The sequence below is a fragment of the Psychrobacillus sp. FSL H8-0484 genome (assembly GCF_038005325.1).
Classification (GTDB): Bacteria; Bacillota; Bacilli; order Bacillales_A; family Planococcaceae; genus Psychrobacillus.
The window spans coordinates 1,671,982-1,688,492 of sequence record NZ_JBBOSZ010000001.1 but is presented as its reverse complement, the minus strand read 5'-3'; the positions used below and the strand labels follow the sequence as shown (position 1 = coordinate 1,688,492).

Annotated in this window: 13 protein-coding genes; 3 read left to right on the top strand and 10 right to left on the bottom strand. The window is 34.3% G+C overall.

Going from position 1 to position 16,511, the window contains the following annotated elements:
• Positions 1-3: 3 nt before the first annotated feature.
• The 7 genes from efeO to MHH81_RS07880 all read right to left on the bottom strand — a co-directional run bounded on the left by efeO (position 4) and on the right by MHH81_RS07880 (position 7,618).
• Positions 4-855 (bottom strand): iron uptake system protein EfeO, encoded by an 852-nt coding sequence (gene efeO, locus MHH81_RS07910; RefSeq protein WP_340919816.1) that lies wholly within the window; start codon positions 853-855, stop codon positions 4-6.
• A gap of 130 nt (positions 856-985) precedes the next feature.
• A complete protein-coding gene (locus MHH81_RS07905) occupies positions 986-2,530 on the bottom strand; it encodes a sensor domain-containing diguanylate cyclase (RefSeq protein ID WP_340919814.1) in 1,545 nt (514 codons plus the stop codon).
• Between the two features lie 505 nt (positions 2,531-3,035).
• Entirely contained in the window at positions 3,036-3,743 is a 708-nt protein-coding gene (locus MHH81_RS07900; RefSeq protein WP_340925182.1) for an ABC transporter ATP-binding protein, read from the bottom strand.
• A complete protein-coding gene (locus MHH81_RS07895) occupies positions 3,736-4,524 on the bottom strand; it encodes an ABC transporter ATP-binding protein (RefSeq protein WP_340919812.1) in 789 nt (262 codons plus the stop codon). Before MHH81_RS07895 ends, MHH81_RS07900 begins: the two co-directional genes overlap by 8 nt.
• On the bottom strand, positions 4,514-5,464 hold the full coding sequence (locus tag MHH81_RS07890; RefSeq protein ID WP_340919809.1) for a branched-chain amino acid ABC transporter permease: 951 nt from the start codon (positions 5,462-5,464) through the stop codon (positions 4,514-4,516). Before MHH81_RS07890 ends, MHH81_RS07895 begins: the two co-directional genes overlap by 11 nt.
• 11 nt (positions 5,465-5,475) lie before the next feature.
• Positions 5,476-6,351 carry a branched-chain amino acid ABC transporter permease gene (locus MHH81_RS07885; protein WP_340919806.1) on the bottom strand — a complete coding sequence of 292 codons (876 nt, stop codon included), beginning with the start codon at positions 6,349-6,351 and terminating at the stop codon, positions 5,476-5,478.
• A gap of 88 nt (positions 6,352-6,439) precedes the next feature.
• Complete coding sequence (locus tag MHH81_RS07880) at positions 6,440-7,618, bottom strand: ABC transporter substrate-binding protein (protein ID WP_340919803.1); 1,179 nt, start codon at positions 7,616-7,618, stop codon at positions 6,440-6,442.
• Between the two features lie 391 nt (positions 7,619-8,009).
• Here MHH81_RS07880 and pepF point away from each other — a divergent pair, with 391 nt between their 5' ends.
• Positions 8,010-9,821, top strand: a complete 1,812-nt coding sequence (pepF, locus tag MHH81_RS07875) for an oligoendopeptidase F (protein ID WP_340919801.1) — start codon at positions 8,010-8,012, stop codon at positions 9,819-9,821.
• 50 nt (positions 9,822-9,871) lie between these two features.
• Here the strand turns inward: pepF and MHH81_RS07870 are convergent, their stop codons facing one another.
• On the bottom strand, positions 9,872-11,341 hold the full coding sequence (locus MHH81_RS07870) for a DHA2 family efflux MFS transporter permease subunit (protein ID WP_340919799.1): 1,470 nt from the start codon (positions 11,339-11,341) through the stop codon (positions 9,872-9,874).
• A gap of 183 nt (positions 11,342-11,524) precedes the next feature.
• Here MHH81_RS07870 and MHH81_RS07865 point away from each other — a divergent pair, with 183 nt between their 5' ends.
• Together MHH81_RS07865 and MHH81_RS07860 are read left to right on the top strand one after the other, a co-directional pair.
• Entirely contained in the window at positions 11,525-12,400 is an 876-nt protein-coding gene (locus MHH81_RS07865) for a TetR/AcrR family transcriptional regulator (protein WP_340919796.1), read from the top strand.
• Positions 12,401-12,413: 13 nt separating this feature from the next.
• Positions 12,414-12,689 (top strand): hypothetical protein, encoded by a 276-nt coding sequence (locus tag MHH81_RS07860; protein WP_340919793.1) that lies wholly within the window; start codon positions 12,414-12,416, stop codon positions 12,687-12,689.
• A 59-nt stretch (positions 12,690-12,748) separates the two neighbouring features.
• On the opposite strand, the gene MHH81_RS07855 is transcribed toward MHH81_RS07860, so the two are convergent.
• Both MHH81_RS07855 and MHH81_RS07850 read right to left on the bottom strand, forming a co-directional pair.
• Positions 12,749-14,848, bottom strand: a complete 2,100-nt coding sequence (locus tag MHH81_RS07855; RefSeq protein ID WP_340919791.1) for an RNA degradosome polyphosphate kinase — start codon at positions 14,846-14,848, stop codon at positions 12,749-12,751.
• On the bottom strand, positions 14,845-16,395 hold the full coding sequence (locus MHH81_RS07850) for a Ppx/GppA family phosphatase (RefSeq protein WP_340919789.1): 1,551 nt from the start codon (positions 16,393-16,395) through the stop codon (positions 14,845-14,847). The genes MHH81_RS07855 and MHH81_RS07850 overlap by 4 nt, the downstream gene beginning before the upstream one ends.
• Between the last annotated feature and the right edge of the window lie 116 nt (positions 16,396-16,511).

The following is a 16,511-nucleotide window of genomic DNA, read 5'->3' as shown; positions in this document are numbered from 1 at the left end:
ATCTCACTCCATAATGATCCCCATTTGACTTAATGGTTCTCCTAATTGATTAACAGCTTCTGCAAGAACTTTTGTATCTTCATTCGTTAACTCTTCATAAGAAACAAAAACACCATTGCCATCTTCATATTTTGCTAATAAAGCATTGATATTTTTAAATTTCTCCTCTAATTCACTCACTAAGTTTGCATCTTTTTCTTTAATTTTTCCTTCTAAAATTGTAAATATTTTTTCGGCACCTTCGATGTTTGCTTTAAAGTCGTATAAGTCTGTATGTGAATATATTTCTTCTTCGCCTGTAATTTTGGAAGTAGATACTTCATTTAATAAATCTACTGCACCAGTTATCATTAAATCAGGTGTAACATCTACTGTTTCTACACGTGCACGAAGCTCTTTTGCATCCTTTAATAATTGATCCGCAGTGCCCTCATAACCTGTAGTAGTGTTTTCTACCCAAAGCCCGTATTCGATCTTATGATAGCCCGACCACTCTTTTTCTGTTTTTCCTTCATCTTCTAAATCCGCAAGTCTAGCATCAATTCGTGGATCTAAATCTCCGAAACTTTCCGCAATTGGTTCTGAACGTTCAAAATACATACGTGCATTTGGATAAATTTCTTTCGCTTTATCGATGTCTCCGGCTTTTACAGCTTCAACAAACTTTTCTGTTTCAGTTACAAATAAATCCATCTGTTCAAGGGCAAATGATTTATAATTTTCCAATTCTTTATTTAAGTCTACCGATTGTACAGTTGAATCCTTATCATCTGTAGCCTGTTCATTTGTATTACCACAACCTGTTATTAAAATACTAGTTATTAATAATGAAGAAATTAACACTGATTTTTTCATATTCATCCTTCTTCCTTTTATACTTTCTTTTAACAATGATAATCATTTTCATTTAAATGTCAATCAACTTTTAAAAAAAATAAAAATGGCTTTAGCTAGGATGCTAAAACCATTGTAAAATCTATACTATTCACTTCGAAATAACTGTTTTATTTCTTCCTTGTGATTTTGCCAGATATAAAGCCTCATCTACTCGTTGCATTAAATCACTTAAACTTTCTTTCGTAATTTTGTGCTCAGCCACACCAGAAGATATGGTTATTTTCTTTTTAGTAGGTGGAATGCTAGTTTCTATTTCTATTCTTAGTTTCTCTGCAAGCATATATGTATCCTGTAGAAGCGTGCCTGGAAGAATAATAATAAATTCTTCTCCTCCAAGTCTTATACATACATCCTTTTTAGTAGAAGTAGACTGCATTTTGTTTGCTAAAAACTTTAATACTTCATCCCCTGCATTATGCCCAAATTCATCATTAACTCTTTTAAAATGATCGATATCAATCATAATTACGGAAAACAATTGATGATGTTCCAATAAATCTGCAAAAAGTAATTCAGAATATCTTCTATTTTTCAAACCTGTTAGTGGATCCGTTAACGATTGATGTTTAAAATCTGCAACTGTTTCTTCCTGCTTTTTATGATAATTCTCAATTGTTTCTGTAAGTTGTTTTGCTTCAAAATACCAAGTCGATAGTTTTAGCTTTTCTAGATTCGTATCTTCATTTTGAGAATCCAATGTAAATAACGCTAACTTTTTCAAAGGAGAGGCTAATCGCTCAGATAGTAAAAATGCTAATACGAAGAATAAGCATACAAACGGTAAGGAATAAAAAAACACTTTAAACATAATCCCATTTAAAGGATTGAGACTGCTTTCATACGGGGTCTGGGATACAACGCCCCACTCACTAGCAGGTATATATGTAAACCCTGCAAGAAATTGCTCACCTTGTGTATTAAATACCTCAATTGAACCACTTTCTTTTTTCATTAAACTTTGAACAACCATATTTTTTTGAACGCTTTCTCCAATTCTATCTTTTTCTGGATGATAAATTAAAGTACCTTCTTTATCGACAACAAATACATAAGAACCATCTTCACTGAAATGCTCTGCTAAAATATTTTGAATGAAGTTGTCTTCCTGCAAATAAATTGTCCCATTTAACATTCCAAGATAATTATTAGCATCATCAAAAAGAGGTGTGGAGATTAGAATTACTAAGCGACCTGTAACAGCTTTATATGGTGTAGTAATAATACTTTCTTTTTTCAAAAGGGCCTCTTGAACTCCAGCAGAATCGATTTTATTACCGGCAATCCCTATATTAGGAGAAGTCGCTATAGCTACCCCATTATTTCCAATAACAGAAAGGGAATTGAAGTTTTTTCCACTTATTAATAATTGATCTAATATGTTGGTAAGCTCTTTTGGGTCATCCATATGTTTAATCACATCTGGTTTTCTTGCTTCTAAATTCGCTTGCATGGATTCAAACACTTCTTCAGACATCTGCGCAAGCTTTAAAGAATATACTTCATTTTGCTTTAATGAATTTTCTATTAAACTTTTTTTCGTAACAATAAAGCTTGAAAATAAAGAACTACTGAGAATTGCAATCATTGAAAAAGTAATAAGAGTCAGTATCCAAAATCTGAGTGTTTTCTTCATTGTACCTCCAAAAAAACGCATATTAGCCTATAATAACACAAAATATGTCAATAGAACTATAGAAAAATGGAATTTATTCTTTATAAAACCTATCATTACAATTTAGAAAAGCGCATTCGCGCCTTATAAGTGCAAAACTGTTTTAAGACGTTTCCGGATTGCAATGGAATGGACTTTTGCTACATCATTACCGCGCGATTTATTAGATGAGAATCGTTACTAGGGGCTTGATCATCCTCCCCTTTTTCGGTAATCCTGTGGCTTTCGTCCTTCCGTCGCCCTCCTGTAACTTTAGGCAACTGGTTACTGCTGTTTTGGATAATGAGAGAATAGATTCTTTCTTATTCATGTTAAAGGCTCCCGAAGATGTATTACCGGGAGCTTTATTACCTCTCTATAAAATGGATGCTGTCTATTTTTCGATCATTTGCTCTGTTTGCAAGTGTGAGAAATCATTAAAAAAAGCTTTCATTAAGTTATTACAACTTAATGAAAGCTTTTGAACTTAATGTCCACCTAAGTATGCTTGCCTTACTTCCTCACTACTTTGTAATTCCTTAGCGGAACCAGAAAGTACAACTCTACCTGTTTCAATTACATAACCCCGGTTTGCCACAGAAAGTGCCATATTTGCATTTTGTTCCACTAATAATACTGTTGTGCCTTCTCGGTTAATATCTTCAATTACTTTAAAAATGGTTTTAACCATTAATGGAGCAAGACCCATGGATGGCTCATCTAATAATACTAGTTTGGGCTTCGCCATAATGGCACGACCCATTGCTAGCATTTGCTGTTCACCACCAGAAAGTGTTCCTGAATGTTGTTTTTTTCGCTCTAAAAGTCTTGGGAAAATATCATATACTTTTTGCATATCGGTATGAATCCCAGCTTTATCTTTACGTAAAAATGCACCTAATTCTAAGTTTTCTTCCACAGTAAGATTTGCGAAAACACGACGTCCTTCTGGAACATGTGAAATTCCTGCTTTTACAATTGACTGAGCTTGTTTTCCAGAAATAGATTTATCGAGAAATTCGATTTTCCCATTTTTGGGCTTTAGTAATCCGGATAAAGTTTTAAGTAATGTGCTTTTGCCAGCACCATTCGCACCAATTAATGTTACAATTTCACCTTGATTTACTTCTATCGAAACATCTCGTAACGCTTGAATATTTCCATAATATACATCTATATTTTCTACTTTAAGCATTGTCATCGTGAACTTCCTCCCCTAAATAAGCCTCAATAACCTTAGGATGGTTACGGATCTCTTCTGGTGATCCTTCCGCAAGAAGTTGACCATGATCAAGCACATAAATTCTTTCACATACACCCATTACTAAGTTCATATCATGTTCAATAAGTAAAATAGTCAGATCAAACTTTTCACGAATAAATGCGATTAAATCCATTAATTCCTTTGTTTCTTGTGGGTTCATACCCGCTGCCGGCTCATCTAATAAAAGAAGCTTTGGCCCAGCAGCTAGTGCACGAGCAATTTCTAGTCTACGTTGCTGACCGTAGGGTAAATTTTTTGCTAGTTCATCTTTATACCTGTCTAATTTAAAGATTTTCAGAAACTCAATGGACTTTTCCTCCATTTCCTGTTCACCTTTAAAATGAGAAGGAAGACGAATTACAGAACTCAAAATGGAGTGTGTTGCAAGTGAATGATACGCAACTTTTACATTATCTAAAACCGAAAGTTCATTAAACAAACGAATATTTTGAAAGGTCCTACTAATTCCTAATCTTGTTACTTTGAACGGAGGTAAACCATTAATTCGTTTTCCATTAAACAGAATATCTCCCTCTGTCGGTAGATAAACACCAGTCAATAAGTTGAAACTAGTAGTTTTCCCTGCACCATTTGGTCCGATTAACCCAACTAACTCTCCTTGATTTAACACAATATTTAGATCCTGGACAGCTTTTAAACCACCAAAACGAATGCCTGCATTTTTAACTTCTAACAACGCTTTACTTTCCATGTTGACCGCCCCCTTTTGGCGTTCTCCAAAGCTTGAAATAATCCGTAATTTCCATCGTCCCCATTAATCCTTTTGGACGATAGAGCATAACAAGTATTAAGACAAGACTATAAATAATCATTCGTGTTTCAGGATATTCTTGAAGATACGTCGAAACAACAGTTAGTAATATTGCAGAAAGGACAGCACCCGATAAACTTCCAAGTCCTCCAAGTACAACGAAAATTAAAATATCAAATGATTTTAAAAAACCAAATTGACTTGGTTGAATGATATAGAAGTTATGTGAATATAATGCTCCGGCAACTCCCGCAAAGAAGGAACCAATGGCAAATGCAACTACTTTATAATAGGTTGTGTTAATTCCCATTGCATCGGAAGCAATTTCATTTTCACGGACAGAAATCGCTGCAATTCCATGTCTTGAATTAGTAAAGTTTACTATTACCAAAATAGTAATAACCAAACAGACAAATGCATACGTCCATGTAGTTAAATGTGACACCTGCATCCCTGCGGCTCCACCAACATAGTCAATATTTAAGAATACAATTCGAATAATCTCTGCAAAACCTAGAGTCGCAATTGCCAAATAATCTCCTTTTAATCTTAAACTTGGAATACCGACAATTAGACCAGCTAATGCAGCCACAATACCTCCAACGATTATAGCTACAACAAAAGGAAGATCTAGTCTCATTGTAACGATTGCCGAAATATATGCACCTACAGCTAAAAATCCTGCATGCCCTATGGAGAATTGTCCCGTAATACCAATAACTAGATGTAGGCTGACTGCTAAAATTATGTTAATGGAAATAACTATTAGCGTATTTGAGTAAAATTGATTCAACGTTCCATTTAATATAAGGAATTGAACAATTACATAAACTAAAACAGCTACGGCTATAAATGACCAAAATTGTTTTGATTTTTTCATAATTAAACCACCTACACTTTCTCTCGTGTATTTTTTCCAAAGATTCCTGATGGTCTAAAAATCAGAATTAATATTAAAATGACGAATGCCGCAGCGTCTCTCCATAATGAGAAACCCAACGCACTAACAATCGTTTCTACAACTCCGAGTACCAATCCACCTATCATTGCTCCAGGTATTATTCCAATACCTCCAAGTACTGCAGCTACAAATGCCTTCACTCCAGGAATAACACCCATTAAAGGATCAATCTTTGTATAATACACTCCAAAAATAACACCTGCCGCACCCGCTAAAGCAGAACCAATAGCAAATGTTGCAGAAATGGTATTATCTACATTAATGCCCATTAGTTTCGCTGCTTCCGTATCATGTGAAACAGCTCTCATTGCTTTACCGGTTTTTGTTTTATGTACAATAAATTGGAGAAGGATCATTAATACTACAGAAACAGAAAGAATTAGAATCGATTGAATACTAATTTGAGCACCCAAAAATTCAAATGAACGATTTGAAAATACATCTGGATACGCCTCTGGTTGAGCCCCTCTAATATAAATAACGCCATATTCAATTAATAAAGATACCCCAATTGCCGTTATAAGTGCTGCAATTCTAGTTGCATTGCGCAAACGTTTATACGCAATTCGTTCAATAATAACGCCAAATAGAGCACATGCTGCCATCGAAATGATGAGCGCAGGGAAAAATCCTAATCCAAAAACTGTAATCGAATAAAAGCCAATAAAAGAACCAACCATGAACACGTCTCCGTGAGCAAAGTTAATTAATTTAATAATTCCATACACCATCGTGTAACCAAGCGCAATTAATGCATATATACTTCCGAGTGAAATACCATTAATCAACTGTTGAATCCATTCCATTAAATTTCACTCCTTTTGTTCAATATTCCAACTAGTATAAAAATAGAAAAGGAGGGACATAATCCCTCCAATATATTACAAGTTAATCTTAAGGATTAACTTTCGTGTTAAATACTTGTGCTCCATCTACGAATTCAATAATCGTAGCAGATTTAATTGGATGATGATTTTCATCAACAGAATACAACCCTGTAACTAGGTCTAATTTATCAGTAGCTTCTAGTGCTTCTTTAATTTTTGTTCCATCAGTTGAACCAGCACGCTCGATTGCATCTTTTAATAGATAAACTGTATCGTATCCAAGCGCATTAAATGAGTTAGGTGCTTTTCCATATTTTTCAGTAAACTTGTCTGCAAATTCTTTAGCTTTTCCTTCTGGATCCTCTGATGAATAAGCAGCAATAAGATACGTATTGTTTAATGCATCTGCACCCGCTAAGTCAACGATTGTAGGAGAATCCCAACCGTCCGCACCCATTAATGGAACTGTAATCCCTAATTCACGGGCTTGTTTAACGATTAATCCAACTTCTTCGTAATAGCCTGGAATAAAGATGAAGTCTGGATTAGACGCTTTTATACGTGTAAGCGTCGAACGGAAATCAGTATCTTTTGCCACATAAGATTCTTGAGCAACAATTGTGCCTCCTGCAGCTTCAAAATCTTTAATGAAAGATGCAGCAAGACCTTTCGCATAATCACTTGCATTATCCGCATAGACTGCAACATTTTTTACTTTTAATTCGTTAGCAGCAAAGTTAGCAGCTACTGTACCTTGGAAAGGATCTATGAATGCCGTGCGGAATGTGAATGGATTTACTTCACCTTTTTCTGATACTGTAACAGTCGTACTTGTACCCGAAGGTGAAATCATCGGTGTTTTTGTGTCAGTAGCAATTTGCACTTGAGCCACTGAGTTACCGCTTGTTGCTGCTCCAATAATCGCAACTACTTTGTCTTGATTAGTTAATTTAATCGCTGCACTAGTTGCTTCCGCTGCATCCGATTTATTATCTACTTTAATAAGTTCGATTTGTTTTCCATCAATTCCGCCAGCTTCATTGATTTCTTCAACAGCTAAGTCGATTGCATCTGCTTCGGATGAACCATATGATGCTACTGCCCCAGATAGTTCTAAGTTAACACCAATTTTAATTGTGTCTCCTCCTTCAGAACTACCCCCCTCTTCTCCAGTGCCACATCCTGCAAGTACTCCCACTAATAAGGAAGAAGCAAGAAATAGTGATGCAAATCTTGATTTTTTCATCTTTTAAACCCCCTGTTTTAGTTTGATAATTCTGAAATTATAAGTCATACTACTTCTTTTTTATTTCTCAGCAGTAGTACTTCAGAATCTATCAAGTTGTGTTAACAATCTCATTGTAAAACAAAGTTCATATTCAGTCTATATAAATTTTTAGATTAATTAAGATATTTAGAATATTAATTTAATATAAGTTTATTTAATATAGTAAAATTCTCATACGACAGTAGAATCTGTTAGCATTTACTACTCCTGAAAATTGCATGATATCATTTTGAAATTCTACTAATATAAAAAATAATTAATTGGAAAATTAGAAAAATGATTACTTTTTTATTTTTGTTAGTTATACTAATCAATAGTTCGACATCCGTAATAATAAGGAGAGATGAATATGGTTCAAAGTATGCCAAATCGTTCAGAAATTAATGTAGAAGAAACGTGGAATCTAAAGGATTTATTTGCAACAGACGAAGATTTTACGAGCGCTTTAACAGTAATAGAAAAAGAGGTTCAAGCATTTGTAAGCCGTTTTAAAGGGTCAATCGATACTCCCACTACTGTTGTGGAAGCATTAAAAACATTCACATCCATCTATGAGAAAATTGTTCCAGCCGGTACTTACGCTAGCCTTTCCCTTAGCACTGATCAAACAAATACCGATGCACAAATGAAAGCAAATAAATTTGGTTCACTTTCCGCAAAAATTGGTAGCGAATTATCATTTTTAAATAGTTCCTTAGTAGAACTTCCGGATGAAACGATCCAAGAAGCAATTGCTCTCTCCCCTTCATTTCAGCATTACTTAGAAAAACTGCTGCAAAAGAAAAAATACCAACTACATCCAGAAGTAGAAAAGACACTAGCAGCTTATTCGGCTTCTTTTAGTGCACCTTATAAACTATATGATACAACCAAAATGTTAGACATTTCATTCGATAATTTTGAAGTAAACGGAGAAACCTATCCACTAAGTTATGTTTCGTTTGAAAATGACTGGGAAGCGGAATCCGATCCTGCTATTAGAAGAGCTGCATTCGATTCTTTCTCCGCAAAACTAAAAGAATATCAACATACGACAGCAAAAACGTATGATATGCATCTTCAAATGGAGAAAACAACAGCTGATATTCGTGGATACGAAACCATCTTTGATTATTTATTATTTAACCAAGAAGTAGACCGCTCATTATATAATCGACAAATTGATTTGATCACGAAAGAACTTGCACCACATATGCGCAAATATGCGAAGCTGCTTCAACAAGTACATGGCCTAGACAAAATGACGTTTGCTGATTTGAAAATCTCATTGGATCCAACGTATGAGCCGAAAATTTCAGTCGAAGAGTCTAAAAAATATATTGATGATGCTTTATCTGTAATGGGTGAGGAGTACATCGAGATGGTAGATCGTGCTTACAAAGAGCGTTGGATTGACTTTGCACAAAACAAAGGTAAATCGACTGGCGCATTTTGTTCCAGTCCTTATGGAAACCATCCATACATCTTGATTTCCTGGTCAAGTCGGATGAATGAGGTATTTGTGCTTGCTCATGAGCTTGGACATGCAGGTCATTTCTATTATGCAAATAAAGAACAAAACCTATTTAATGCACGCCCTTCTCTTTACTTTATCGAAGCTCCTTCTACAATGAATGAAATGCTTGTTGCAAATCATCTATTGGAAAATTCGAATGATCCTAAATTTAAACGTTGGGTTATCTCTTCCATTGTTGCGCGTACGTATTATCATAATTTCGTCACGCATTTATTAGAAGCTGCCTATCAACGTAAAGTATATGACCGTGTGGATCAAGGGTTAAATGTCAATGCACAAATTCTAAATGAATTCAAACGAAGCGTGTTAGAAGAGTTTTGGGGAGATGCAGTGGAAATAACAGACGGAGCTGAGCTAACATGGATGCGTCAACCGCATTATTATATGGGATTATATCCATATACGTATAGCGCCGGGTTAACCATCTCCACACAAGTTTCGAAGCGTATTCTAGCAGAAGGACAAACAGCTGTAGATGAATGGACAAATGTGTTAAAAGCTGGTGGAACTAAATCGCCTGTAGAACTCGCTAAAATGGCAGGAGTAGATATAACAACCGACGAACCATTGCGCGATACAATCGCTTATATTGGATCATTAATTGATGAGTTAATTACACTTACAGATGAAATTAATCAAAACTAAAAAGAAGAGTAGGCACATGAGATACATGTGTCTACTCTTTTTTTAGTGAATTAGCTTTTCTTTGTTACAACTGTTCGTTTTACAAAGAGAGATAATATCAAGGCAACAACTGTTACAACTGTTGCAATAAAGAATGTATAGTTAATTCCTTCTAACATTGCTTGCATACCAATTTGTGCTTGAAATTGTGCAAAAGCATCTGAAGCAGTAGGAACATTTCCTGCAGCTGCGGCATCTGCTGCAAGTACTTTAGCTGTTGATTCCATTTTTGAATTCATAATCGTAATAAATATAGCAGACCCAATTGCACCAGACACTTGTTGTAACGTACTATTCGTCGCAGTACCATGAGGATTTAAATTCATAGGTAACTGATTTAACCCATTTGTCATAATTGGCATCATTACCATTGACATACCGAACATACGAATCGTATAAACTGCCATAATATAGTAGTAATCTGAATCCATTCCTAAATTACTCATCAAATACGTTCCAATTGAAGTAATTATAAGACCTACAACTGCTAAAGTTCGCGCACCAAATTTATCAAATAGCTTCCCTGTAATTGGTGACATAAGTGCCATCGCTAAAGCACCTGGCAACATTAACAAACCTGAATGTAATGGTGAAATCCCTCGAATTGTCTGTACATATAGAGGTGTTAAAATCATCCCAGAGAACATTGCTGCCGATACAAAGATTGAAATAACAGACGATAGCGCAAACATTGGATATTTATAAATACGTACATCTAACATTGGTTCTTCTAATTTTAATTGTCTCAAAACAAACCAGATTAACGAAAGAACACCAATAATTATTGTTCCATAAACAATCGGTGCATCCCACCCTTTATCTGATGCTGAACTAAATCCATACAGAAGAGCACCAAAACCTATACTTGATAGTACAAGTGAAAACACATCTAATTTTACTTTACTGTTTGAAGTAATATTGCGGAATTTAAAGATCGCTAATAATAAAACGATGATTGCTAATGGGAGAACAAATTCAAATAAAGCTCTCCAATCATAATGCTCTATGATGAATCCAGATAATGTTGGTCCAATTGCTGGTGCCGAAATCATTACAAGTCCAAACATACCCATAGCTGCCCCGCGGCGCTCAATAGGAAATGCTGTTAACATCACATTCATTAGTAAAGGCATTAACATTGCTGATCCAGCTGCTTGAATCATTCGAGCCAAGATCAATACCCAAAACTCTGGTGCAATTACTGCTAAAAGTGTACCCAGAGTGAATAAAACCATCGCTGTAATAAATAATTTTCTATTCGTAAATCTTTGTACGAAAAACGCACTAGCTGGTATCAAGATACCATTTACTAACATGTACCCTGTAGTTAACCATTGAACCATGGATGGTTTTACATCAAATTCAACCATAATTGTTGGTAACGCCACATTTAATAACGTGTTATTTAAAAAGGCGATGAATGCCCCTACAAATAAGATAGCAATCATTGCATATGGCGGTTTTTTTTGTATTTCGTTCATTCTTAAGTTCCTCCCACTTAAACTATCAGTATATTTTTTGTACATCGAGTACACCACTTTGAACATTTTATACTCATAGTCCAAAAAATGCAATCGTGAAAAGCGCTTACATGAATAAATATTTGATATTAGTGCTATTAGAAGTTAAAATAAGAATTATACTAAAGGTCTAAAGGTGAGAAAATGGTGAATAATAGAAAACGAAACGTACTATTAACTGCACAACGTCTCTTTACCGAAAAAGGATATGCAGCAACATCGGTCCAAGATATTATTGATGAAAGTAAAATTTCTAAAGGAACTTTTTATAACTATTTTTCATCTAAAAATGAATGTATTATAGCTATTATTGAAAATGCAGAAGAAGAAACAGCCTTAAAAAGAAGAGAAATGCTTGTTCAACAAGAAATTAAGAATAAGGATATCTTAATTAAACAGTTATCCGTTAAAATGGAATTTTATCGTGAACGTAATTTGATACCTATTTTTGTAGCTATATTTCATTCTCAGGATTCTGATCTAAGAGAGGTTATAAAAAGAAATCATTATGAAGAAGTTAAATGGCTAGCTACCCGATTAGTAGATGTGTTTGGAGAAGAAACCCAAAAAATTTCTGTCGATTGTGCCGTCCTAATGCTAGGCATGATTCAACAAGTACAGCATCCATGGACTGTAAAATCAAGACAAATTTCTGTTTACGAATTAGTTACATATGTGTTGAAACGTGTGGAATCCATCATCTATGATATGGTGAAATCACAAGATTTACTTATTGATTCTTTTACTTTTAACCACTATTATGACGATGTTCAGGTGACAAAAGGCGAGGTAATTTTACAACTTAATGCTTTTTATAAAACGCATAAAATAGATCTAAAAGTGAAGGAGCAACAATTAATTGAATTTCTATTAGAGGAACTAAATTCTACAAATCCACGAAAATTTTTATTGGAAACAGTTATCTCTTCCTTTTCCAATTCATTTGACAAGAATACGCTCGATCAACAAGCAAAAGAAATTTCTTCAAATTTATGGAAAATGATTGATTCCATCGGGTAAAGGACGGAATAAAATGTCGAATCCAGTAATTCAACGATATGAGGAAGACGAACAAGTGATGATTCAACTTTATGTACAATGGTGTGTAAATCATGAAATGGATGCGAAAGTATTATACGAGCATGCTTATCCTGCTCAAATAGGAAACGTCGCTCTTTTGAAGGCATTGGGTGAAGTCGAAAAAGATTCTTTACATGTAGACACTGAAACCGTTCTTCAAGTTCTCCAACTTTTTGGAAATGATGACTTAGCTTTTGTCGTTTCAGAGGCTGCACTTCATATGAAATAAGTGAAGACAAGACTATCTATTACGTCGGTCAAAGCCGGCATAAATAGATAGTCTTTTGATTATTCTTTCTTATGCTTTAATGCTTTCTCTAACAATACTTGCTGACTATCAATTCTCTTCTCTTTTGTTTCTAAAAAATGATATTTGCCATTTGCATTCTGCACTCTTGCTTTTGCAGTATCCTGAAGCTCAATATCAAATATATTCATTACTCTTCTTTGGATTCGAAGGGATAATACAGGGAACAATATTTCTACACGTTTGACCATATTTCTAGTCATCATATCAGCCGAAGATAAATAGGTCTTCGATGCACCATTTCGATGAAACCAATATATTCTAGAATGCTCCAAAAATCTTCCTACAATACTCCGAACCGAAATATTTTCACTCACATTAGGAATTTGTGGACGTAAGCAGCATATTCCCCTAACAATCAAGTCAATCCTCACTCCAACAGCAGAGGCTTCATAAAGCTTTAAGATTAAATCCTTATCTGTTAAAGAGTTCATTTTCAACTTAATATGTCCGTTTTGAAAAGCTTTATGAAATTCCATTTCTTCATCAATTAAAGTAAGAAATTTATCCCTAATATCATATGGGGCAACGACTAATTTTTCATAATTAGGTTTATCTGTATAACCACTTAAATAATTAAAGAATTGTGTCGCATCCGAGCCGATTTTTTTATCTGTCGTAATGATACTCATATCTGTATACATACGAGCAGTCTGGTCATTGTAATTTCCTGTTCCTAGGTGAACAAATTGTTCTATACAATTATGACGTCTTCGAACAACTAACGTGATTTTAGAATGCGTTTTTAGATTATGCATTCCATAAATTACAAGGCATCCAGCTTTTTCTAGCTCTCTAGCCCAGTGCACATTATTCTCTTCATCAAATCGTGCTTTTAACTCTACTAATACAGTAACTTGCTTACCATGTTCAGCAGCTCTTTTCAATGCCAAAATGATGGGTGAGTTTCCACTAACGCGATACAATGTTTGCTTGATTGCTAATACAGTTGGATCGACTGCTGCCTTCTCTATAAAATCAATTATCGGTTGAAATGATTCGTATGGATGGTGGAAAAACAAATCTTGCTTTAACGCTTTTGCGTATATTTCTTCGTCATTTGCTAAATCTAACGGTGGTTGGGGAATAAAGGGTTCATAAAACAATCTTGTAAATCTTCCTTCAAGTGTTTTAATAAAAGAAAATAAAAATGTAACATCTAGTGGTCCTTCTACTTTAAATACATCATCTGAACAAATTTCTAATTCATCTAACAAATAATGTAATAAATTTTGCTTTATCTCGGTTGATTTTACCTCTAATCTACTAACTGCGCCCCATTTACGCTTCTTTAATTCTTTTTCAATTTCTATCAGTAAGTCACGTGCTCCTTCCTCATGAATGGTTAAATCCGCATTTCGTGTGATTCTAAAAGGATTTGCATGCTTGACTTGGTAACCATGAAAAAGCTTAGAGACGTTTTCAATAATGATATCCTCTAACAATACTGCGGCATAGGAACCATCTGTTGTAGAAACTTGAATAAACCTTTTTAAAACGGATGGAACTTGCACAATAGCAATTTTTGATAGTTCAGTTCCATCATTTGAATCATCTTCAATCTTGACTAATAGATTTATCGTTTTACTTAATAAAATAGGAAATGGACGATAAGCATCTACTGCAATTGGTGTTAAAACAGGAAAGATTTCTTCTTCAAACATCTTATGTAATTCTTTCTTTTGTACACTTGTTAATTGTGCATATTTAAGTAATGAAATTCCCTGCTTTGGTAGTTGGATATCAATTAATTCTTTGTAAATGTTCATTTGTCTTTTGACGAGCTCTTTAGTAATCGTTGAAATTTGCTCCAATTGTTCTTTAGGAGTAAATCCAGCTTTGTTTTCTGGCTTGTTAAACCCGACATTCACTTGATCTTGAAGACCGGCAACACGCACCATAAAAAACTCATCTAAGTTAGAACTAAATATGGCTAAAAATTTTAATCGTTCAAGCAAAGGGTTTGTTTCATCCTCTGCTTCTTCCAGAACACGCTCATTAAATGCTAACCAACTAATTTCTCTATTATTGTAGTTTGCATAATCATTTAGAATATTTTTTTCCAAAATAACCTCATTCATATCATGTTCTCCCCTGTTTCCATAAATACAAGCCTTACTTTCGTGCTAACAATTTTTTCAATATGCTTTTTAAGTTTCTCTGCTTGATATTTCTCAAGCATACTATTGCCAAGTACAGTAAATGTTAGGGTTATAACATCCGTTGCCCTCGAAATCTTGACATTTTTTATATTAGATCTCCCTAACACATCTATGCCTTTTGTAAACCTTAATAATGCCCCGATATCACGTAGTTGCTTTATCTCTTGATCGTCTAACAAATTTTGATAGGGATTCACATATTGTTTGAACGTATCTTTATTTTTGTAAGATGCTAGTAAAGCTAGTTTCAAGCGTTCTTTATTAGAAATGCCATCAATTGATAAGTTTGTAAGCAAATAAAATGTATGTTGACTAGCTGCTTCTTGATCAATTTGTTCGCCAATATGGAAAAGTTCATACGCAAAACGCACTAATTTTCGATGCTCCATTCGATCTACATACTTCCATCTACTAAATGTCAGATACAACTCAGTGAAAATATTATATAAATGAAGTGCATCCTCTTTTTTCACATTAAATTTCCCTAAAATATGACGGATAGCATTTTCTGTTACTTCGTTCACATTAAAATCTCCAGGATAATTTTCCATTAATTGAGAAAGTATTATTCCTTCTCGCAATCCCTTTTTACTGTATATAAAGGAAGGAGCCTCCACTACCTCCATAAATATACGGAAGGTTTCCAGTGCTGGTACAATGATGTCTGCACGGTCACTTGATAATCCATCTATTTTTTTTAGTCCATCCAACGAACATTGTGTAAACTGGTAACTGATTTCTTGCAAATCTTCTGATTTTAACTCATATTGATGAACCCCATTTAATGGGAATACTTTTCTTTGCTGATCTACTTGTGCAATATTGCGCGCACTACCACCAATCGCGATGATAGGTACTTTTAAATTTCTTATCCAATCCAATGTCAAAAATTGCTCTTTAACATATTCGATTAATTCCTTCTTATCATGGTCTAACATAGTAGTGTCATACATAAATTTTGCATTAAGCGATACTGCGCCAAACGGAAAGCTAAAGGAATATTTTAGTTTTTTATTTTCAAAGTAAGTTACTTCCGTGCTACCTCCACCCATATCGATCGTTACCGCTGTCGGGATATTCGTTGAGTGTACAACCGCTATATATCCAAAAAATGCTTCTTGGTTAGTAGATAAAATGTTGATCGTAAAGCCTATACGATCTTTTACTAATACTAAAATTTCGTCCCTATTTTTTGCTTGTCGAATAGCTGCTGTTGCCGCTACAAAAACATCCGTCACGTGTATATCTTCTAGTATTTCTTTAAACTTTGTTAGTGTTTCCACCAACACATGGATACCTCTTTCATTCAATTGACCGTTTTTGTCAATATACAAACTTAACCTCGCTACAGTTTTAAAATTATGAAGCTCTTTTAAACCTTGCATGGAATTGTAACTATATATTACTAATCGAATTGAGTTAGATCCTATGTCAATAACTGCTTTATTAGTTTTAGTTGTGTTCATTATTGTTTACTCCTCTATTAAATAAGTTTACTATCGTTAGTCTTATTTCTTTGTTAAATTTATGTAAATTTTAGTAATTGAAAATTTTGATTATATCCATATAAGTATATTACAAA

What these genes read in the sequence shown, in the direction of transcription:
- MHH81_RS07905 (WP_340919814.1), bottom strand. Translation starts at nt 2,530, where the DNA reads ATGAAGAAAACACTCAGATTTTGGATACTGACTCTTATTACTTTTTCA.
- MHH81_RS07850 (WP_340919789.1), bottom strand. Translation starts at nt 16,395, where the DNA reads ATGAACACAACTAAAACTAATAAAGCAGTTATTGACATAGGATCTAAC.
- MHH81_RS07880 (WP_340919803.1), bottom strand. Translation starts at nt 7,618, where the DNA reads ATGAAAAAATCAAGATTTGCATCACTATTTCTTGCTTCTTCCTTATTA.
- MHH81_RS07870 (WP_340919799.1), bottom strand. Translation starts at nt 11,341, where the DNA reads ATGAACGAAATACAAAAAAAACCGCCATATGCAATGATTGCTATCTTA.
- pepF (WP_340919801.1), top strand. Translation starts at nt 8,010, where the DNA reads ATGGTTCAAAGTATGCCAAATCGTTCAGAAATTAATGTAGAAGAAACG.
- MHH81_RS07895 (WP_340919812.1), bottom strand. Translation starts at nt 4,524, where the DNA reads ATGGAAAGTAAAGCGTTGTTAGAAGTTAAAAATGCAGGCATTCGTTTT.
- MHH81_RS07855 (WP_340919791.1), bottom strand. Translation starts at nt 14,848, where the DNA reads ATGAATGAGGTTATTTTGGAAAAAAATATTCTAAATGATTATGCAAAC.
- MHH81_RS07860 (WP_340919793.1), top strand. Translation starts at nt 12,414, where the DNA reads ATGTCGAATCCAGTAATTCAACGATATGAGGAAGACGAACAAGTGATG.
- MHH81_RS07890 (WP_340919809.1), bottom strand. Translation starts at nt 5,464, where the DNA reads ATGAAAAAATCAAAACAATTTTGGTCATTTATAGCCGTAGCTGTTTTA.
- MHH81_RS07900 (WP_340925182.1), bottom strand. Translation starts at nt 3,743, where the DNA reads ATGCTTAAAGTAGAAAATATAGATGTATATTATGGAAATATTCAAGCG.
- MHH81_RS07885 (WP_340919806.1), bottom strand. Translation starts at nt 6,351, where the DNA reads ATGGAATGGATTCAACAGTTGATTAATGGTATTTCACTCGGAAGTATA.
- MHH81_RS07865 (WP_340919796.1), top strand. Translation starts at nt 11,525, where the DNA reads ATGGTGAATAATAGAAAACGAAACGTACTATTAACTGCACAACGTCTC.
- efeO (WP_340919816.1), bottom strand. Translation starts at nt 855, where the DNA reads ATGAAAAAATCAGTGTTAATTTCTTCATTATTAATAACTAGTATTTTA.